Annotated in this window: 19 protein-coding genes and 1 tRNA gene; 12 read left to right on the forward strand and 8 right to left on the reverse strand. The window is 68.7% G+C overall.

Annotated elements, in window-relative coordinates:
- Window positions 1-46: 46 nt before the first annotated feature.
- Window positions 47-277: a hypothetical protein gene (locus MRBLWH7_RS02010; RefSeq protein WP_341998670.1), complete on the reverse strand. Its 231-nt coding sequence runs from the start codon at window positions 275-277 to the stop codon at window positions 47-49.
- Window positions 271-1,752: an SDR family NAD(P)-dependent oxidoreductase gene (locus tag MRBLWH7_RS02015; RefSeq protein ID WP_341998672.1), complete on the reverse strand. Its 1,482-nt coding sequence runs from the start codon at window positions 1,750-1,752 to the stop codon at window positions 271-273. Before MRBLWH7_RS02015 ends, MRBLWH7_RS02010 begins: the two co-directional genes overlap by 7 nt.
- A 49-nt stretch (window positions 1,753-1,801) precedes the next feature.
- Between MRBLWH7_RS02015 and MRBLWH7_RS02020 the strand changes: the two genes are divergently transcribed.
- Window positions 1,802-2,218: an NUDIX domain-containing protein gene (locus MRBLWH7_RS02020; RefSeq protein ID WP_341998674.1), complete on the forward strand. Its 417-nt coding sequence runs from the start codon at window positions 1,802-1,804 to the stop codon at window positions 2,216-2,218.
- Window positions 2,219-2,224: 6 nt separating this feature from the next.
- On the opposite strand, the gene MRBLWH7_RS02025 is transcribed toward MRBLWH7_RS02020, so the two are convergent.
- Window positions 2,225-2,764 (reverse strand): YaeQ family protein, encoded by a 540-nt coding sequence (locus tag MRBLWH7_RS02025; protein ID WP_341998676.1) that lies wholly within the window; start codon window positions 2,762-2,764, stop codon window positions 2,225-2,227.
- A gap of 49 nt (window positions 2,765-2,813) precedes the next feature.
- On the opposite strand from MRBLWH7_RS02025, the gene MRBLWH7_RS02030 reads away from it, so the two are divergent.
- Entirely contained in the window at window positions 2,814-3,227 is a 414-nt protein-coding gene (locus tag MRBLWH7_RS02030; RefSeq protein WP_341998678.1) for a DUF1232 domain-containing protein, read from the forward strand.
- A gap of 7 nt (window positions 3,228-3,234) precedes the next feature.
- Here the strand turns inward: MRBLWH7_RS02030 and MRBLWH7_RS02035 are convergent, their stop codons facing one another.
- Window positions 3,235-3,813: a hypothetical protein gene (locus MRBLWH7_RS02035; protein WP_341998679.1), complete on the reverse strand. Its 579-nt coding sequence runs from the start codon at window positions 3,811-3,813 to the stop codon at window positions 3,235-3,237.
- A gap of 52 nt (window positions 3,814-3,865) precedes the next feature.
- Window positions 3,866-4,693, reverse strand: a complete 828-nt coding sequence (locus MRBLWH7_RS02040; RefSeq protein WP_341998681.1) for an inositol monophosphatase family protein — start codon at window positions 4,691-4,693, stop codon at window positions 3,866-3,868.
- A 93-nt stretch (window positions 4,694-4,786) separates the two neighbouring features.
- Between MRBLWH7_RS02040 and MRBLWH7_RS02045 the strand changes: the two genes are divergently transcribed.
- The 10 genes from MRBLWH7_RS02045 to MRBLWH7_RS02090 all read left to right on the forward strand — a co-directional run bounded on the left by MRBLWH7_RS02045 (window position 4,787) and on the right by MRBLWH7_RS02090 (window position 14,515).
- Window positions 4,787-4,859: transfer RNA gene (locus MRBLWH7_RS02045), tRNA-Lys, on the forward strand.
- 325 nt (window positions 4,860-5,184) lie between these two features.
- Entirely contained in the window at window positions 5,185-6,057 is an 873-nt protein-coding gene (locus tag MRBLWH7_RS02050) for a LysR family transcriptional regulator (protein WP_341998683.1), read from the forward strand.
- A 174-nt stretch (window positions 6,058-6,231) separates the two neighbouring features.
- Entirely contained in the window at window positions 6,232-7,716 is a 1,485-nt protein-coding gene (locus MRBLWH7_RS02055; protein WP_341998685.1) for an NAD-dependent succinate-semialdehyde dehydrogenase, read from the forward strand.
- Window positions 7,717-7,975: 259 nt separating this feature from the next.
- Entirely contained in the window at window positions 7,976-9,028 is a 1,053-nt protein-coding gene (locus tag MRBLWH7_RS02060) for an ABC transporter substrate-binding protein (RefSeq protein WP_341998687.1), read from the forward strand.
- 44 nt (window positions 9,029-9,072) lie between these two features.
- The gene (locus tag MRBLWH7_RS02065) at window positions 9,073-10,101 is read left to right on the forward strand and encodes an iron chelate uptake ABC transporter family permease subunit (protein ID WP_342001864.1); all 1,029 of its coding nucleotides are present in this window, start codon (window positions 9,073-9,075) and stop codon (window positions 10,099-10,101) included.
- Window positions 10,098-10,895, forward strand: a complete 798-nt coding sequence (locus MRBLWH7_RS02070) for an ABC transporter ATP-binding protein (RefSeq protein ID WP_341998689.1) — start codon at window positions 10,098-10,100, stop codon at window positions 10,893-10,895. The genes MRBLWH7_RS02065 and MRBLWH7_RS02070 overlap by 4 nt, the downstream gene beginning before the upstream one ends.
- A 143-nt stretch (window positions 10,896-11,038) precedes the next feature.
- Window positions 11,039-12,106, forward strand: coding sequence for a tartrate dehydrogenase (locus MRBLWH7_RS02075; RefSeq protein ID WP_341998691.1), 1,068 nt, complete (start codon window positions 11,039-11,041; stop codon window positions 12,104-12,106).
- 69 nt (window positions 12,107-12,175) lie between these two features.
- The gene (locus tag MRBLWH7_RS02080; protein WP_341998693.1) at window positions 12,176-12,850 is read left to right on the forward strand and encodes a haloacid dehalogenase type II; all 675 of its coding nucleotides are present in this window, start codon (window positions 12,176-12,178) and stop codon (window positions 12,848-12,850) included.
- Window positions 12,850-14,163: an FAD-binding oxidoreductase gene (locus MRBLWH7_RS02085; protein WP_341998695.1), complete on the forward strand. Its 1,314-nt coding sequence runs from the start codon at window positions 12,850-12,852 to the stop codon at window positions 14,161-14,163. Before MRBLWH7_RS02080 ends, MRBLWH7_RS02085 begins: the two co-directional genes overlap by 1 nt.
- A 49-nt stretch (window positions 14,164-14,212) precedes the next feature.
- Complete coding sequence (locus MRBLWH7_RS02090; protein ID WP_341998697.1) at window positions 14,213-14,515, forward strand: hypothetical protein; 303 nt, start codon at window positions 14,213-14,215, stop codon at window positions 14,513-14,515.
- A gap of 48 nt (window positions 14,516-14,563) precedes the next feature.
- Here MRBLWH7_RS02090 and MRBLWH7_RS02095 read toward each other — a convergent pair whose 3' ends face one another.
- The 3 genes from MRBLWH7_RS02095 to MRBLWH7_RS02105 are packed head-to-tail and all read right to left on the reverse strand — an operon-like array spanning window position 14,564 to window position 18,067.
- The gene (locus tag MRBLWH7_RS02095; RefSeq protein WP_341998699.1) at window positions 14,564-15,277 is read right to left on the reverse strand and encodes a GntR family transcriptional regulator; all 714 of its coding nucleotides are present in this window, start codon (window positions 15,275-15,277) and stop codon (window positions 14,564-14,566) included.
- A gap of 58 nt (window positions 15,278-15,335) precedes the next feature.
- On the reverse strand, window positions 15,336-16,790 hold the full coding sequence (locus tag MRBLWH7_RS02100) for an NAD-dependent succinate-semialdehyde dehydrogenase (protein WP_342001867.1): 1,455 nt from the start codon (window positions 16,788-16,790) through the stop codon (window positions 15,336-15,338).
- A 23-nt stretch (window positions 16,791-16,813) separates the two neighbouring features.
- Window positions 16,814-18,067, reverse strand: a complete 1,254-nt coding sequence (locus tag MRBLWH7_RS02105) for an aminotransferase class III-fold pyridoxal phosphate-dependent enzyme (RefSeq protein ID WP_341998701.1) — start codon at window positions 18,065-18,067, stop codon at window positions 16,814-16,816.
- Window positions 18,068-18,102 lie beyond the last annotated feature (35 nt).

An 18,102-nucleotide genomic window follows, 5' to 3' on the forward strand; every position in this document is an offset into this window, starting at 1 on the left:
CAACTACCGAACCGTGGGCGGCGCGCGGTTCTTCCCGATCAACCGCTCATTCGGTCGGCGGAACGCGGCGCCGAGGCCCACGAGTTGCGGGCGGAGGCGGCACCTCCTTCGCGGCGATGATCGCGCCGCGCGGGATGCGCTCGACTCCGCGTTTGCCGTGGACCACGACGGACTCGGCGTCCGCGCTCAGGAGCTCGCCGAGGGCGTCTGTGGCCTGGCCCGTGGGCAGGATGTAGCGCACGACCACGCGGCGACCAGGATCGGGGAGGTTCACCATTGGCCGGGTGCGTAGTCCTTGAGGAAGACGCCGAACAGGTCTTCGCCCGCCTCACCGCGCACGATCGGATCGTAGACGCGTGCGGCGCCGTCGACGAGGTCGAGCGGCGCGTGGAAGCCTTCTTCGGCGAGCCGCACCTTCGTCGGGTGGGGGCGCTCGTCGGTGATCCAGCCGGTGTCGACGCTCGTCATGAGGATGCGGTCGGTCTCGAACAGCTCCCGCGCGCTCGTGCGCGTCAGCATGTTGACCGCCGCCTTGGCCATGTTGGTATGCGGATGACCCGGTCCCTTGTACCCGCGATTGAAGACGCCCTCCATCGCGCTGACATTGACCACGTACGTCCTGCGGGCGGGGCTCGCGGCCAGCGATGCCCGCAGCTTCGACACGAGCAGGAACGGTGCGGTCGTGTTCGCCAGCTGCACCTCGAGCATCTCGAGCGGGTCGACCTCGTCGACGCTCTGCACCCACGAGTTGGTGTGATCGAGGTCGGGGATCAGCCCGCCGGCATCGATCGCGGTGCCGGCCGCGAGGCGCTCGAGCGAGCTGGAACCGGCGGCCATGGCCTGCTCGGTCAGTTCGTCGGCACGCGCGGCGGCCGCGGCGAGGATCGGATGAGCGGTGACCGAGCGCTCCAGCGCCTGCGGGTGGCGGTCGTTCGTGTGGCCGAATGTGACCAGCTCGGGCAGAGGGCCATCGGGGAGCGGGGCGAGCTCGGCGTCGACGAGCGGCTGATATGCACCGGGCGAGCGGCGCACCGTCTGGGTCGCGTTGTTGATCAGGATGTCGAGCGGACCTGCGGCTGCGACGTCCTCAGCCAGTCCGATCACCTGGGCGGGATCGCGCAGGTCGATGCCCACGACCTTGAGGCGATCGATCCACTCGGGGGCGTCGGGGAGGCTGCTGAAACGGCGCACGGCGTCGCGGGGGAAGCGCGTCGTGATCGTGGTGTGCGCACCGTCGCGCAGGAGGCGCAGCGCGATGTACATTCCGATCTTCGCGCGGCCGCCGGTGAGCAGCGCGCGCTTGCCGGTGAGATCGGTGCGCGCGTTGCGCTTCGCGTGACTCATCGCCGCGCACGTCGGGCAGAGCTGGTGGTAGAACGCGTCGACGATCGTGTACGACTGCTTGCAGATGTAGCAGGCGCGCGGCTTGAGGAGGGTGCCGGCGGTGGGCGCGGTAGTGGACGAGCTGATCGGGATGCCGCGGGTCTCGTCGTCGATGCGATCGGGCGCCCCGGTGGCCGTAGCGGCGACGACAGCGCGGTCGGCGGAGGCGATCGCCTCGCGGATCTCGCGGCGCCGCACCTTCTTGACCGCCTTGAACATCGCGGCGGTCGCGCGGCGGACGGCCACGTAGTCGGGGTGCGACTCGTCGACTCCCGGCATGATCGCGAGCACCCGCAGGGTGGTCGCCAGATCGTCCGGGTCGATGCCGCTCGGCGGCAGGTCGGTGGGCGCGGGGGAATCGGGAAGCACACGTGATTCTACGCCGGGCCGGTTCGGCTGTTCCTGTTAGCGTGCCTTCGTGAGCACCTCGAACCCGGCATCGACGTCGACGCGCAGCATCCGTGTGTCGGCCGCGGTCATCCTGAACGACCGCGATGAGCTCCTGCTGGTGCGCAAGGCCGGCACGACGGCGTTCATGCAGCCGGGAGGTAAACCCGAACCCGACGAGACGCCGGCCGAGACGCTGAGCCGCGAGCTGTTCGAGGAGCTGGGGCTTTCGGTCGAGCCCGATCAGCTGGATTCGCTCGGCCTGTTCACGGCGGCCGCGGCGAACGAGCCGGGTTTCCTCGTGGTGGCGGACGTCTTCGTCGCCGACATCGGCGATCAGGTGCCGGTGACCGACGCCGAGATCGAGGAGCTGCGATGGGTCTCCCGTACCGACGCGCAGCACCTGGAGATCGCGCCGCTGGCGCGGGAGAACTTCCTGCCGGCCTGATCCGGCTCAGCCGGCCGTGGCCTCGTGGATGTCGGACTCGAAGGACGAGCCGTTGAGGTCGAGGTAGAGGCGCCTCTCGGTGATCGAGACGATCATCGTGTTGCGGCGCTCGAGCGCTGAGGTGGCCGAATCGAAGAAGCCGGGGTCGAAGCCGAAGAGCTTCACCTCGTCGGCGCGATGGATCTTCTTGCCCGCCCACGGACCGGCCACCTTCACCGGATCGCGGTGCGTGTACACGGCGACGCGCGCGCCCGCGAGGCTGCCCGTGTGCAGGCGGCCAGCATCCGGGGCGCCCACCTCGATCCAGGCCACGAGCGCGCCTGTGAGATCGCGCACGAGCACGGCAGGTTCATCCGTCGCAGATATACCCTCGCTGAACCCGATGCCCTCCTCGTATTCGAGCGCGTATGCGAGCACCCGCGTCAGCATGAACGCGTCGGTCTCGGACGGATGCCGCGCCACACGCACCGAGAGATCCTCGTAGACGCTCCGATCGACGTCGGCCAGCTGGATATCGAAGGTGTACATCGTCACGCCGATCGCCATGGGAATCGAGCCTACGGTGCGCCGCCGGGCAGCGTGTTACAGTCGGCGGATGCCGCACTGGGCCGTCGCCGTCATCGCCGTGGTCGGCGGGCTCATCGCGGTCTGGCTGGTGCTGCTGCTGATCCTGTGGGCGCAGCAGCGCCGAGCCGGCCGCAACGTGGACTGGCGCCAGATCATGCGACTCGTCGTCGACGTCGTCCTGCTGCTGAGGCGCCTGGTCGTCGATCCCGAGGTGCCGAGGGCCACCCGGTGGTGGCTCGGCGGGCTGCTGGCGTATCTGCTCCTGCCGATCGACCTGGTGCCGGACTTCATCCCCGTTCTCGGATACGCGGACGATGCGATCATCGTCGCGATCGCGCTGCGGTACGCGATCAGGACAGCGGGGAGATCCGCCATCGAGCGCCACTGGCCGGGGACTCCGGAAGGACTCGGCAGCCTGCTCTCGCTGGTGGGCGCGCGCTGAGCGTGGATCAGCTCTTGGGCCACTCGATCAGCAGGAGGTTCTGCTTCGTGTCGGCCACCTTCACCTCGCCCGACGTGAAGAGGTACGTCATGCCGTAGCCTTCCTCGTCCGTCGCGATCGCGGTGTCGGCGCTCTCGGTGATGTACACCCCTGCGGCGTCCTCTTCGCGCACCCAGCCCTGGGCCTCGAGCTCTTCCTGCAGATCGGCGGCCTGGTCGTCTGCGAGAGGTGCCCAGCCGTACATCTGCCCATGGTCGCCGGCGGGACCCTCGAAGTCCGCCCACATGCACTGGAGGCCGTCCTCGATCTCCGTGCTGCCGATGTACAGCGGCGACGCCTGTGAGCTCCACCCCAGGCTCTCGAAGTTCGCCACGACCGACTCGCCGATGATCGTGGTGCAGGTCGGCTCCTCGGTCGAGGCGGGCGCGGGCTCGGGCGTCGCCGAAGGCTCGGGCGCGGCTGCGGTGGGCGTCTGCGCGTTGCCCGTCTCTTCCGGCGCCGGCTCGGGTGTGCCGGCGCAGGCCGTCAGAAGGAGCGCGGAGAGGGCGAGGGCGGCAGCGGCGCCGAGGATGCGAGTGGCAGGCATCAGAGAGTCTCCGTGGGGGATGGGAGGCGGTCGGGTGTCAGGCGGTGCGGGATCAGGCGGAGTGGAGCAGGTCGAGATAGGCGGAGTGGAGCACGCGGTTGGTCGCGAGCGAGGAACGCCCGGAGATCGAGTCGTCGCCGTCGAACGATGTGAACTTGCCGCCGGCCTCGGTCACGATCGGCACGAGCGCGGCGATGTCGTACTCCTTGACGTCGAACTCGGCGACGAATTCGAGACGCCCCTCGGCCAGCAGCATGTACGGCCAGGCGTCGCCGTAGCCGCGATCGCGCCACACCGACGAGGTCAGGCGCTCCAGCGCCTCGAGCTTGCCGGCATCGCGCCACTGCCCGATGCTCTGGAAGCTCACGCTCGAGTCGGCGATCGCATCCACCGCCGACACCGCGAGGCGCTTCGCCTCACCCGTCGGCGTGTTGGTCCAGGCGCCGAGTCCGGTCGCCGCCCACCAGCGCCGGCCGATGGCGGGCTGGCTGGCGACGCCCACGCGCGGCACGCCGTCGATCGCGAGGGCGATGAGGGTCGTCCACATGGGGATGCCCTTGAGGTAGTTCGCGGTGCCGTCGATCGGGTCGATGATCCATTGCCGCGCCGAATCGCCCGTGACGCCGTACTCCTCGCCGAACACGCCGTCACTCGGACGCTCGGACTCGAGCAGGTCGCGCAGGGCGCGCTCGGTGGCGAGATCCGCCTCGGTGACGTGGCTCGCGTCCGCCTTGAGGCGGACGTCGAGATCGGCCGCATCGAAGCGGGACATGGATGCCGCATCCGCCGCATCGGCCAGCCGCAGGGCGAGATCGAGATCGGCCCGGAGGTCTCCCTCGAACGGCGTGTCGAACGTCGAAACGGGGGAGGGGGAGGTCACGGGATCAAGGATAGCCGGGGCCCTCCCGCCTCGATTTCACGAGACGCGATCGTGATGCTAATGTTGATCCTCGTTCGCCTCGTCGTGAACAATGCACCTCTAGCTCAATCGGCAGAGCAACTGACTCTTAATCAGTGGGTTCTGGGTTCGAGTCCCAGGGGGTGCACCCAGGAGGAGCCGTCTCCCGCAGGATGCTGCGGGAGACGGCTCCTTTGATTTCACCGCGGACCGCGACTCCGGGCCGCCGACTCCCGATGCATCCCACGCTGCTGAGCACGCCGTCGCTACGATCGAATCGAGCGGCTCGAGAGGGGCACATGGTGGTGACCGTATCGGTGCAAGGCGATTGGCCTGATGCAGTCCTCGCGGCCGGCGATGCCACGAGCGCCGGAGGGGAGGACCCGCAGATGTGCGGTGGGCTGCCCGACCGCGGGTGCGTGCGGGCATACGGCGCACCAGCGAGGTAGGCCATGCTCGACCTCCATCGACTCGTGCTGCTGCGGGCGGTCGCAATCCACGGCAGCATCACGGCTGCCGCCCGTGCACTGGCCTACAGTCACTCGGCCATCTCGCAGCAACTCGCCCTGCTCGAACGCGAGACCGGGGCCGTGCTGCTCGAGAAGGTGGGTCGCACATCACGGCTGACTCCGGTCGGGCTCGAGCTCGTGCACAACACCGAGGCGGTTCTCGCGGCGATGGAGCGCGCGGAGTCGGAGTTGGCAGCCGCGCAGGAGCAGCCACGCGGCATCGTGACGGTGGCGGTCTTCACCTCTATCGGCCGAATCGTGTTGCCCGCCGCCCTGCAGACGCTGGCGCAGACGCATCCGGGTCTCGACGTGCGGCTGCGGCGGTCCGATCCTGAGCACGCGGTGCCGCAGCTTGTCGCGAGACAGGTCGATGCCGTCGTCACCGATACCTTCCCTGGAACGCGGCTCTTGCCGGCGGGTGGCATCCACGCCGCCGCCATCGGCAGGGACCCGATGCGCGGCTACCTGCCCGAAGGCATGGCGGACCGGCCGTTCGAGCGAGTTCCCTGGGTGATGGAGCCGCCGCAGGCGGCATCGACCCAGTGGGCGCTCCGCGTCTGCCGGGAGAGCGGCTTCGAACCGCGAATCGCGCACGAGTCCTCCGACATGCTTTTCCACCTGCGGATGGTGGAGGCGGGACTGGCGGCAGCGTTCCTTCCCGATCTGGTCGTGCGCGAGGCGGGCAGTGCGCTGGTGCCGAACCCCTTGCTGCCGAGCAACCTGCGCAGAGACATCCTGATGGTCACACGTCTGGGTGCCGAGACGCATCCGGCACTCAACGCCGTGCGCGATGCCATCGCATCCGCCCTCAAGGAACATGTAAGCGTCATCGACTGATACCGGTCACTAAACGTCGCTTCTTGTGACGCGTTCGAGGTTCTACCGTTGACAGTGGAGGAGGCCCGCTGCGCTGCAGCACTGCGGTTCAGCCGGCCACTCATCGTCGGTGTGACCAGGAGGTCGCCGACTTCGTCATCGCCATCGAACACGTCGTCGCCGAGGAGGACAGTGATGAGCATCACCACCGAGACCATTCCACTCATCGAGCCCGACGCATCCGCCGTCGGCCACGCCGATCGCGTGATCGCCGGCCTCGGCCTGCCCGTCGACGGAATCGCGGTCGACGACCCCGCGACCGGTGAGGTCATCGGCCACATCGCCGACATCGACGTGGAGGGCGCGCTCCTGGCAGTCGAGACAGCGGATGCGGCCGGCGAGGACTGGGCCCGGACGACCCCGCGACAGCGTGCCGACGTTCTGCACGCATGGTACGCGCTGCTGGTCGCGCACACCGAGGACCTCGCGCATCTCATTGCGCGGGAGATGGGCAAGCCGCTCGCCGAGGCGCGGGGTGAGGTGAAATACGGCGCGGACTTCGTTCGCTGGTACGCGGAAGAGGCGGTGCGCCCCGCCGGCGGCTTCCGGGAGGCGCCTGACGGCGGCGCGAGCATCCTCACGCGTCGAGCGCCGGTGGGGCTGGCCGTGCTCATCACGCCGTGGAACTTCCCGCTCGCGATGGCGACGCGAAAGATTGCGCCGGCGCTCGCAGCAGGCTGCGCATCCGTCATCAAGCCCGCCACTGCCACGCCGCTCACCACGATCTTCGCAGTCGAGCTCGCTCGACGAGCAGGCGTGCCCCAGGACCTCGTCCAGGTCGTCACGACCTCCAGCTCGTCGACGTTCAGCGATGCCGTCCTCCGGGACCGGCGCGTGCGTAAGGTGTCGTTCACCGGCTCGACCGAGGTGGGGCGCACGCTCATGCGGCTGGCCGCCGACAACGTACTGCGCTCCTCGATGGAGCTCGGTGGAAACGCGCCGTTCCTCGTCTTCGACGACGCCGACCTTGACCGTGCGATCGAGGGCGCGCTCGCGGCGAAGCTGCGCAACGGCGGCCAATCGTGCATCGCGGCGAACCGCTTCTACGTGCAGGAGGGAATCGCCGACGCGTTCGCCGAAGGGCTCGCCGCGCGCATGCGCGACATCGCCGTCGGCGCCGGCCTCGGCACCGGCACCGGGCTCGGCCCGCTCATCGACGGTCGGGCGGTGCGGCAGATGCGTGCGCTCACCGACGACGCCGTCGCGCAGGGCGCCACGCTGCTCACCGGCGGCACCGAGCTCGGATCGGCAGGGCATTTCTTCGCGCCCACGGTGCTCGACCATGTGCCGACCGACGCGGAGGTCGCGACCACCGAGATTTTCGGACCCATCGCCGCCATCCAGCGCTTCCGCACCGAGGACGAGGCGGTCGCTCGCGCCAACGCCACGGAGTTCGGCCTCGCCGGCTACGTCTTCAGCGAATCGCTCGACCGCGCTCTGAACGTCGCGGACCGGCTCAACACCGGCATCCTCGGCATCAACCAGGGCGTGCCGTCCAATGCGAGCGCGCCCTTCGGCGGCGTCAAGCAGTCGGGGCTGGGCCGCGAGGGCGGCGCCGAGGGGCTCGAGGAGTACCAGTCGGTGCGCTTCTACAACATCGCGCGTCGCGAGACGCGCTGAAATCGACCGCGACCACGTCCGCGCTCGGCGTCAAAACCCGCGCCGGACGCAGCGTGCACCGGCAGCCGCGGGTGCATTCGCCGACCTGCCCGCGACACGTGCGGACGAGCGCACCCCCGCCTCGCGCTGAAGGCGACGGACACCGCTGGGAGGCGTGCTACGCCTGAGTCGCGCCCAACGTCATCGACTTTGGTAAGCCTAACCTATGTGTCTATTGTGGTGTCGATCCTCGCCCGCTCACCGACCACAAGGACTCCACATGCACGTTCCCCCACCCCGCCCGATCACGATCGCGCTTGCGGCAGCTGCGGTACTCGTCCTCGGCGGCTGCGGGGCATCCGAACCAGTCGAGACGGTGCAGTCGGCGGATGGGGGAGAGGGGCGCACGGAGTACCCGCTCGCGGTCGAGAACTGCGGGCGTACCATCACGTTCGAGAGCGCGCCCGAACGCGTGGCGTCGCTCGACCAGAACTCGACGGAGATCCTGCTGTCACTCGGCCTTGCGGATCGCATCGTCGGGACGGCCTCGTGGACCGACCCGATCCTCGACTCGCTGGCCGACGCGAACGCGCACGTGCCGCGGCTCGCCGACAACGCGCCGACGTACGAGGTCCTGCTCGGTGCGGACCCTGACTTCGTGACGGCCTCATTCGGCCGGCACTACGTGCAGCAGGGCGGCGTGGTCACGCGTGACCGGCTGGCGGAAACGGGGATCGGGTCATACCTTTCCCCCACCGACTGCGACCACGGCGAGAGCATCAACGGCGGGGGAACCCGTAGCCGGGCCCTGACCGTGGATGTTCTCTACCAGGAGATCCGAGAACTCGCCGAGATCTTCGACGTCGCCGAGCGCGGCGACGAGCTCGTCGCCGAGCTCCAGGCGCGTGCGGCCGCCGCCACGGCGGATGTGGACTTCGGCGGAACGCGCGTCGTGTTCTGGTTCGCGGATACGACGACCCCGTATGTCGCCGGCGGACTCGGGTCAGCGTCGCTTCTGGCGACCACGACCGGCATGGAGAATGCGTTCGCCGGGGCGGCGGACGATTGGCCCGCGGTCGGTTGGGAGAGCGTGGTCGAGTCGGACCCGGATCTGCTCGTCCTCGGGGATCTGCAGCGCGACCGCTTCCCGGGTGATCGCCTGAACGACAAGATCGCGTTCCTCACGACCGATCCGCTCACTCGCACGCTGCGAGCCGTCGAGGAAGAGCACTTCATCGCGCTGCACGGAGCCGAGCTGAACCCCTCGATCCGCTTCGTCGACGGGCTGGAGAAGATCCACGACTGGTGGATCGCCAACCGGGGCGCCCTGTGACCCAGAGTGCCGTCCTGCCGCGCCCCGGTACGGCGGCCGGGGAGCTGCCTCGAACGTCGCACATCCTCCGAGCCGTCGCGCTCACCAGCGCGGGGCTACTCGCCTTCGCCCTCTCGATCGGGGTCGCCGCCACGCTCGGGCCGGCCGACGTCTCGCTGGTGAACGTGCGCGACATTCTCCTCAACCACGCTGGGCTGGCCGACATCCCCGTCAGAGTCGTCGAGGACGCCATCGTCTGGGAAGAACGCCTGCCCCGAGCCGTGGTCGCCGGGGCGTGCGGCGCGGGGCTCGCCCTGTGCGGGGTCGTGCTGCAGTCCCTCCTGCGCAATCAGCTCGCGGACCCCTTCGTCCTCGGTGTTTCATCCGGGGCGTCCACCGGGGCTGTCCTCATCGGAGTGCTCGGGCTCGGCGGCGGTGCCCTCGGTCTCTCCGGCGGCGCCTTCGTCGGCGCGCTCGTAGCCTTCGGATCGGTGCTGCTGCTCGCTCGGGTCGCGGGCCGCGGAACCTCGGGCATCATCCTCGCGGGCATCGCCGGCACGCAGCTGTTCTCGGCCGTGACCTCGCTCGTGGTGTTCGCGTTCGCGGACTCCGACGAGACCCGGGGAGTCATGTTCTGGCTCCTCGGCTCCCTGGAGGGGATGCGCTGGAACGATGTCGGCCTGAGCGTGGTCGTGGTGCTCTTCGGCGGCGCGGTGTGTGCACTCTCGACCAGGACCCTCGACGCCTTCGCGTTCGGCGAGGACGTCGCCGCGTCTCTCGGTGTGCACGTCGCGCGCACCCGCATCGTCCTGCTGGTGGCCACGGCGCTGCTCACGGCGACACTGGTCAGCATCGCCGGGGCGATCGGTTTCGTCGGGCTCGTGCTGCCGCACGCGGCGCGCCTGGTCGTCGGTCATCGGCACGCGAAGGTGATCCCCGCCGCGGCGATACTCGGTGCGATCTTCATGGTGTGGGTGGATGCCGGGTCCCGGACCGTCTTCGCGCCGACGCCGCTGCCGGTGGGTGTCGGCACCGCACTCATCGGCGTGCCTGTGTTCGTCATGCTCCTCGCCCGCAAGTGGAGGGCAGGATGACGCTCCACGCGGACCGGGTGACGTGGCGCCGAGGACACGTGCTCGTGGTCGACGGGGTGTCGTTGCGACCCGAACCGGGGTCGACGGTCGGTCTTCTGGGGCCGAACGGGTCGGGGAAGTCCTCGCTGCTGCGCCTGCTCCAAGGCACCGCGCGGCCGGATGCAGGGACGGTCACGCTCGACGGCACCGACCTCGCCAGCATTGCTCGGCGGACGATCGCGCGCGCGGTCGCGACCGTGACCCAGCACGCCGACACCGAGGCCGACCTGACCGTCAAGGACGTGGTCCGGCTCGGACGCACGCCTTACCGTCCGCTGCTGGGTGGCGCAGGTGCCGAGGATGAGCAGGCGATCGACGATGCGCTCGCACGCGTCGACCTCATCACGAAGTCCGACCATTCGTGGCACACGCTCTCAGGCGGTGAGAGGCAGCGCGCGCACATCGCCCGCGCCCTCGCGCAGCGGCCCCGCGAACTGCTGCTCGATGAGCCGACGAACCATCTCGACATCCGTCATCAACTCGAGCTGCTGGAGCTGATCACGACGCTGCCGCTCACCACGTTCATCGCGTTGCACGACCTCAACCTCGCCGCGACGTTCTGCGACAGCGTGTTCGTGCTGCGTGCAGGGAAGGTCGTCGCGGCAGGCGAGCCCCACAGCGTGCTCACTCCCGAACTGATCGCGGACGTATATGGCGTGACCGCGCGGGTCACGACCGATTCCGTCACCGGGCGCATCAACGTCGCGTTCGTGCCCTCGGGTGCGAGGGGCGGGTCGCCGGTGTCCACCGGGTGAGAACACCGTCGAGCCTGGTGGTCCCCACGGGATTGCCGGAGCGCGTATGACTCCCGCCGTCTCATAAGTGTCGACTGTTGACAATCATGGTCTAACATCGATACTGCGCATCGTCGCGCCCACGCACGAAGGAGAAGCGGATCATGCGAACCCACCCCATCGCGGTACTCGCCGGAGACGGAATCGGCATCGAGGTCACCCCGGCCGCACAGCGGGTGCTCGACCGGGCGATCGCTTCGCACAATGCGAGGCTCGAATGGCGCGAGTACCCCTGGGGGACCGACTACTACCGGGTGCACGGGCGGATGATGCCGGTCGACGCCATCGACACGCTGGCCGATGCCGATGCCGTCTTCCTCGGTGCGGTGGGCGACCCGGAGGTCTCCGACGTCGAGACCCTGTGGGGAATGCTCATCCCGATCCGGCGCGAGTTCGACCAGTACATCAACCTCCGGCCGGTCCGCTCCCTCCCGGGTGTGCGATCGCCCCTGGCCGATCGTCCCGACATCGACCTGGTGATCGTTCGCGAGAACGTCGAGGGCGAGTACTCGGCAGTCGGCGGACGCAGCTACGCCGGCACGCCGTACGAGAGCGCCTATCAGCAGGCACTGTTCTCCCGGCGCGGCATCTCCCGGGCCGCCGAGTTCGCCGCCCAGCTCGCCGCCCGCCGGTCGGGCCGGCTCGTCTCGGCCACGAAGTCGAACGGCATCATCCACACCATGACCCTGTGGGACGAAGTCGTGCGGGACGTCGTCGCCGGGCACCCCGGCATCGAACTCGAGTCGGTGCTCATCGACGCGCTGGCCGCCCGCGTGGTGCAGCACCCCGAGCGCCTCGACGTCGTCGTGGCCTCGAATCTCTTCGGCGACATCCTCTCCGATCTCGCCGCCGCGGCCGTCGGTTCGATCGGCATCGCGCCGAGCGCGAACCTCAACCCCGAGCGCCGGTTCCCGTCGATGTTCGAGCCGGTGCACGGTTCTGCGCCGGACATCGCAGGGCAGGGCATCGCCAACCCGGTCGGGCAGATCTGGGCCGGCGCGATGATGCTCGAGCACCTTGGCTACGAGGCAGCGGCCGGCGATGTCATGGGCGCCGTCGAACGCGTTCTGGCGGCGGGGATCTCCACCCGCGACCTGGGCGGGTCTGCCAGCACCGCGGAGGTCGGCGACGCCGTACTCGGTGAGCTGGCGAAAGCTCGAGTAGAAGCATGATCGTAGATTGTTGACAATCAACAATCGGATCGATATCGTGATCGCAACGCGACGAGAAAGGCGCACCCCATGACCGACATCAGGTTCCGACCGAAGTACGTCTCCTTCGACTGCTACGGAACGCTCATCTACTTCGCGATGCGCGAGGCCACGATCCCTCTCATCGAGGACCGGCTGGACGCCGCGGGGATCGAGCGATTCCTCGACCGCTTCCGGATCTATCGTTACGACGAGGTGCTCGAGTACGCCCCGTACGAGGAGATCCTCGCGTCCTCCTACACGCGCACCTGCCGCCGGTTCGGGCTCGAGGTCCGCCCCGGCGACATCGAGGCGATCACCTCCTCGGTCGGCACCTGGGGCCCGCACGCCGATGTGCCCGCGCCGCTCGCGAAGATGGCCGAGAACTTCCCGCTCGTCATCCTCTCCAACGCCGACGACAAGCACCTGGCGGTCAGCGTCCCCAAGCTCGGTGCGCCCTTCCACGCCGTGCTCACCGCCGAGCAGGCGCAGGCCTACAAGCCCCGATATGCGGCCTTCGAGTACATGTTCGACACGATCGGCGCGAACCCCGAGGACTTCCTCCACATCTCGTCTCACCAGCGGTACGACATCCTGCCGGCCGACGACCTGGGCATGACGAACAAGGTCTACCTCGACCGGGGCTACGATCCCGAGCTCCCCGCCTACGACTACCTGTCGGTCAAGTCGCTCGACGACGTCAACGCCGCGCTGGGGATCCGATGATGGCGACGCGACTCCCGGCTCAGACCGTCGGCCTGAAGACGAGCTCGTACTGGCTCGACACCGCGACGCCGAGTGGCGACTACCGCCACACGACACTGCCTCAGCGCGTCGACGTCGCCATCGTCGGTGCCGGCTTCACCGGCCTGTCGGCCGCCCTCCACGCCGCGAAACTCGGCAAGTCCGTCGCGGTGCTCGAGGCGAACACCGTGAACTGGGGCGCGTCCGGCCGCAACGGCGGCATGGCGACGACCGGCCTCGCCATCGGTTTCGGCAAGGCGATCAAGCGCTACGGCGAAGAACGCGCGATCTCCTATTTCCAGGAGTACAACCACGCGATCGACCTGATCGAGAGCCTCGTCACCGAGAACGACCTCAAGGTCGACTACACCCGGTCGGGCAAGATGACCCTCGCCTGGAAACCCGAGCACTACGAGGGCTTCAAGGGCAGCGCCGAGAAGCTGAAGCGCCTCGTGGGCCAGCCTGTCCAGCTCGTTCCGAAGAGCGAGATCCGCAGCGAGATCGGCTCCGATGTCTATCACGGTGCGATCGTCGATCCGCTCGGGGCTGGCCTGCACGTCGGCAAGTTCGGCCACGAGCTCGCGCGCCTCGCGGTCGAGGCCGGCGCGAGCATCCACGAGAAGGCGCGGGTCGTCGATGTCAAGCGCATCGGCCGGGGCTACGTCCACGACGTCGTCACCTCGCGCGGCACGATCCGCGCCGACCGGGTGATCGTGGGAACGAGCGGCTATACCGGCCGTCCCTTCGGCTGGATGCAGCGTCGCGTCGTGCCTGTCGGCAGCTACATCATCGTCACCGAGCAGCTGCCGCAGGCGGTCGTCGACGAGCTGCTGCCCAATCGCCGGATGGCCTCCGACAGCAAGAACTTCCTCTACTACTTCCGGATCACTCCCGACAACCGGCTGCTCTTCGGCGGGCGCGCACGTTTCGCCATGTCGAGCCCGGATTCCGACCTGAAGAGCGGCGAGATCCTGAAGAAAGCGATGGGCGAGGTCTTCCCGCGGCTCAAGGGCACCCGCATCGACTACACCTGGGGCGGTCTCGTCGACATCTCGATGGACCAGATGGTGCACGCGGGCGAGCACGACGGACTGTTCTACTCGATGAACTACTCCGGCCACGGTGTCCAGATGGCCACCTGGATGGGCAAGGTCATGGCAGACGTCGTCGGCGGGAACACCGCCGCGAACATCTGGAACGACCTGCCCAACCCCGCAGTTCCTGGCCACTTCGGACCGCCGTGGTTCCTTCCGCTCGCGGGTGCTTGGTACGGGCTGCTCGACAAGATCCGTTGATCGCCTGCGCAGGTAGACGGCCTCCGTGTCGCCAGAATCCTGCGAGCCGATGACCACGAAGGCCGGCGAGACCGGGCTGCCCACGCGATCGGGCAGCCCGGTCTCGCCGGCCGAGGTCGTCTGGGCCGCCCACGAGACGAGGCCGGCGCCGATCGGCGCCGGCCTCGTCGTGGTGAACATCGCCGCAGGGGCTCGGGGCAGCGACACGAGCGACTTCCGCATCGATGTGATGCGCTTGGTGGACTCCAAGCGAGACGGCACCGGTCACGAGGCCGCTTGCGCAGCGCCGTCGAAGCGACGACGTGCCGAGCGACATCGTCATCAAGCGCCCTCGAGCCGAGACGCCGCGTGAAAGAAGGGGGATGCGTCGATGACGCATCCCCCTTCATCGTCTGAGCCGCTACATCGCGTAGGGAGTCTGCTTGCCGTTCTGCGCGTCGACCGCCGTGGAGAGGTAGTCGTCGGCGGCCGACAGGTGCTGGTGAAGGGCCTCGCGGACGTCACGCATGTCGCCCTCGGCGAGGAGCACCGCGATGCGGCGGTGCTCTTCAGCGATGCTGGCCGGGTCGGAGTAGGGGTATGCCTCCTCCAGGTTGGACATGCAGATCAGCGTCTCGGTCGCCAGGGTGAGGTAGGCCCGGCGCAGTCGAGTGTTCCCGGATGCCTCGACGATCCGAGAGTGGAAGGCGAGATCCAGGCGAGAGACTTGCGGCCAGTCCTGCGCCGCGATCAAGGGAATCATGCCGTCGACGATGGCCTCGAGTTCAGCGGCGATGTTGGACCGCTCCTCGCTCGACCGCGCCACGATGACCTCCGCGGCCGCGCATTCGAGGACCTCGCGAGCGGCATAGATCTCGGCGACGTCGTCCGCCGTCAGCTCGCGCACGAACACCCCCCGGTTCCGCTTGCTGATGAGCAGGCCCGACTGGACGAGGCGTTGCAGCGCCTCGCGCACGGGACCACGCGAGACGTTCAGCTGAGTCGCGACTTGGGCCTCGTTGATCTGCTCGCCCGGGCGGAACGAGCCGTCGATGATCCGGTCCGTCAGCTGCTCGGCGATGACGACCGAGGTCGACCTGCTCTGTATCGCTGAGAGTCTGTCGATGCCGCTCACTGTGCCCCCTCTGTCGTTCGTACCAGTCCTTCCGCCGACTGTCGGCCCCGGCTGGGCGTCACCGCCGCGGGATCGCGAAGTACTTGTACTCAAGGTACTCGTCGATTCCCCAGCGACCGCCTTCGCGGCCGAGTCCGGAACTTTTCACGCCGCCGAACGGGCCGGCCGGGTTCGAGACGAGTCCTGTGTTCAGGCCAACCATACCGACCTCGAGTCCGCCGGCGAGGCGGAACGCGCGGTCGATGTCCTGGGTGAAGATGTACCCGACCAGACCCCACTCGGTGTCATTGGCGAGCCGGACAGCCTCCGCCTCGTCGGTGAAGGTGAAGATCGGCGCGACGGGCCCGAAGATCTCTGCGCTGGCCAGTTCGCAGTCGAGAGCGACGTCGACCAGCACTGTGGGTGGGTAGAGCAGTCCGTCGACGGGGGACTCGCCCCCTGTCGCGACACGCGCACCGCGGTCGACGGCGTCGCGGACGAGCGACTCAACTTTGCGAAGCGCGTCGTGGTCGATGAGCGGGCCGACCTGTACCCCGTCCTCCCACCCGGGGCCGAGCCGCAGCGCGGCCATCCGCTCCGCGAACCGCTTCGTGAACTCCTCGATCACGTCGGCGTGAACGTACAGCCGGTTCGCGGCTGTACAGGCCTCGCCCATGTTCCGCATCTTCGCAGTGATCGCTCCCTCGACTGCCGTGTCGATGTCTGCGTCGTGGCACACGATGAACGGTGCGTTGCCGCCGAGTTCCATCGATGTCCGCATGACATGCTTGGACGCCTGTGCGAGGAGGATCCGGCCGACCTCCGTCGACCCCGTGAAGCTCAGCTTGCGTGCCTGCCCGGAGTCGAGCCAGTAGCCCACCACCTCGGCGGCGGCCGTCGTCGTGACGACGTTGACGACACCGTCAGGCAGGCCGGCGAGTGAGAGGATGTGCGCGAGGTAGAGCGCGGTGAGGGGGGTCTGCTCGGCGGGCTTGAAGACGACCGTGCAGCCGGCGGCGAGGGCCGGACCGATCTTGCGGGTGCCCATCGCGAGCGGGAAGTTCCACGGCGTGACGACCACGCATGGGCCGACCGGTTCCCGCGTGACCACGATGCGGGTTCTTCCGTCGCCGCTGAGCGTGTGGTCGCCGCCGATGCGCACAGCCTCCTCGGCGAACCACCGGAAGAACTCGGCCCCGTAGGAGACCTCGCCGCGCGCGTCGGCGAGCGGCTTGCCCATCTCGAGCGTGATGAGCATCGCCAGCTCGTCGATGTGCTCGATGATCAGGTCGTAGGCACGGCGGAGGATCTCGCTCCGCTCGCGCGGCGGCGTTTCGGCCCAGGCCACCTGGCTCGCCACCGCGGCGTCAAGCGCCTGTCGCGCATCTTCCCGACGACCATCGGCGATGCGCGCGAGCACTTCGCCGGTTGCGGGATTGACGACGTCGAAGCGGTCGCCGTGCGCGGCGTCGGTCCACGCGCCGTCGATGAACAGGCGCTGAGGGAACTCGAACTTCACGCCGGTCTCGGACATGGTCGTGTGTGTCATCGTGTCGGTCATGCCGTCACCTCCTCGAGTGTGGCCGCGAGGGCATCGAGGCCGAATCGGATTTCCTGCGGTGAGACCACGAGGGGTGGGATCAGCCGCACGACGTTGCCGCGGGTGCCGCACGTCAGGGTGAGCAGCCGGTGCGAAACGGCCGTGCGCTGTACCGCCGCGGTGATGGCGGTGTCGGGCTCGCCGAGCTCGTCGACGAACTCCAGGGCGCGCATGAGCCCGAGTCCGCGCACGTCGCCGATGCTCGGGAAACGACGTTTCAGCTCGAGCAGCCCGTCGTGGAGGAGCTCGCCCATTGCCTGCGAGTTCGCGATGAGCTCCTCATCGCGGACCACGTCGAGCGTCGCCACCGCCGCCGCGGCGGCGACGGCGTTGCCGCCGTACGTCCCGCCCTGCGAGCCGGGCCAGCCCCGTGCCATCAGGTCGGCTGACGCCGCGATCGCGCTGATCGGGAACCCGCTCGCGATGCCCTTGGCTGTGATGAGGATGTCGGGCGTGATCGATGAGTACTGGTGGCCCCAGAATCGCCCGGTCCGACCGACGCCGGTCTGCACCTCGTCGACGATCAGCACGATGTCGTGGCGATCGGCCCGCTCGCGCAGGCCCTCGAGGAATCGGGGCGGTGTGGGCACGTAGCCGCCGTCGCCCAGCGCGGGCTCGATGATGAAGGCCGCGGTGTCGGCAGGGCTCGTCGTGGTCTGGAGGAGGAAGTCGAGCTCGCGAAGCGCGAAGTCGATGGCGGCGTCCTCAGGCCAGCCGTACCGGAACGCGGCAGGGAAGGGCGCGATGTGCACGCCGGCCATGAGGGGCGAGAAACCCGAGCGGAACTTGGTGCCCGCAGTGGTCAGCGATGCCGCGGCGACCGTGCGGCCGTGGAAGCCGCCCTGGAATGCGACGATGTTCGGCCGTCCGGTCGCCATGCGCGCGAGTCGCACCGCGGCCTCGACGGCTTCGGATCCGGAGTTCGCGTAGAAGACGCTGTCGAGCCCGGCCGGCAGCACTCCGCCGAGGCGCTCGGTCAGTTCGATGAGCGGCTGGTGCATGACCGTCGTGTACTGGGCGTGGATGATCCGGCCGGTCTGCTCGCGAGCGGCTTCCACCACGCGTGGATGGCAGTGCCCGGTGCTCGTGACGCCGATGCCGGTCGTGAAGTCGAGGTAATCGACGCCGTCGGTCGCTGAGATCCAGGATCCCGATGCGCGTTCGACGATGATCGGCGTCGCTTGCTTCAAGAGGGGACTGAGCGTTGCCATCTGTGGCCTTTCGCGTGGAGTTACCGGGGCGGTGG

This window comes from Microbacterium sp. LWH7-1.2 (genome assembly GCF_038397755.1).
Taxonomy (GTDB): Bacteria; Actinomycetota; Actinomycetes; order Actinomycetales; family Microbacteriaceae; genus Microbacterium.

What these genes read in the sequence shown, in the direction of transcription:
- MRBLWH7_RS02090 (WP_341998697.1), top strand. Translation starts at nt 14,213, where the DNA reads ATGACCACGAAGGCCGGCGAGACCGGGCTGCCCACGCGATCGGGCAGC.
- MRBLWH7_RS02030 (WP_341998678.1), top strand. Translation starts at nt 2,814, where the DNA reads ATGCCGCACTGGGCCGTCGCCGTCATCGCCGTGGTCGGCGGGCTCATC.
- MRBLWH7_RS02100 (WP_342001867.1), bottom strand. Translation starts at nt 16,790, where the DNA reads ATGTCCGAGACCGGCGTGAAGTTCGAGTTCCCTCAGCGCCTGTTCATC.
- MRBLWH7_RS02055 (WP_341998685.1), top strand. Translation starts at nt 6,232, where the DNA reads ATGAGCATCACCACCGAGACCATTCCACTCATCGAGCCCGACGCATCC.
- MRBLWH7_RS02025 (WP_341998676.1), bottom strand. Translation starts at nt 2,764, where the DNA reads ATGGCGATCGGCGTGACGATGTACACCTTCGATATCCAGCTGGCCGAC.
- MRBLWH7_RS02070 (WP_341998689.1), top strand. Translation starts at nt 10,098, where the DNA reads ATGACGCTCCACGCGGACCGGGTGACGTGGCGCCGAGGACACGTGCTC.
- MRBLWH7_RS02010 (WP_341998670.1), bottom strand. Translation starts at nt 277, where the DNA reads ATGGTGAACCTCCCCGATCCTGGTCGCCGCGTGGTCGTGCGCTACATC.
- MRBLWH7_RS02105 (WP_341998701.1), bottom strand. Translation starts at nt 18,067, where the DNA reads ATGGCAACGCTCAGTCCCCTCTTGAAGCAAGCGACGCCGATCATCGTC.
- MRBLWH7_RS02080 (WP_341998693.1), top strand. Translation starts at nt 12,176, where the DNA reads ATGACCGACATCAGGTTCCGACCGAAGTACGTCTCCTTCGACTGCTAC.
- MRBLWH7_RS02035 (WP_341998679.1), bottom strand. Translation starts at nt 3,813, where the DNA reads ATGCCTGCCACTCGCATCCTCGGCGCCGCTGCCGCCCTCGCCCTCTCC.
- MRBLWH7_RS02075 (WP_341998691.1), top strand. Translation starts at nt 11,039, where the DNA reads ATGCGAACCCACCCCATCGCGGTACTCGCCGGAGACGGAATCGGCATC.
- MRBLWH7_RS02085 (WP_341998695.1), top strand. Translation starts at nt 12,850, where the DNA reads ATGGCGACGCGACTCCCGGCTCAGACCGTCGGCCTGAAGACGAGCTCG.
- MRBLWH7_RS02060 (WP_341998687.1), top strand. Translation starts at nt 7,976, where the DNA reads ATGCACGTTCCCCCACCCCGCCCGATCACGATCGCGCTTGCGGCAGCT.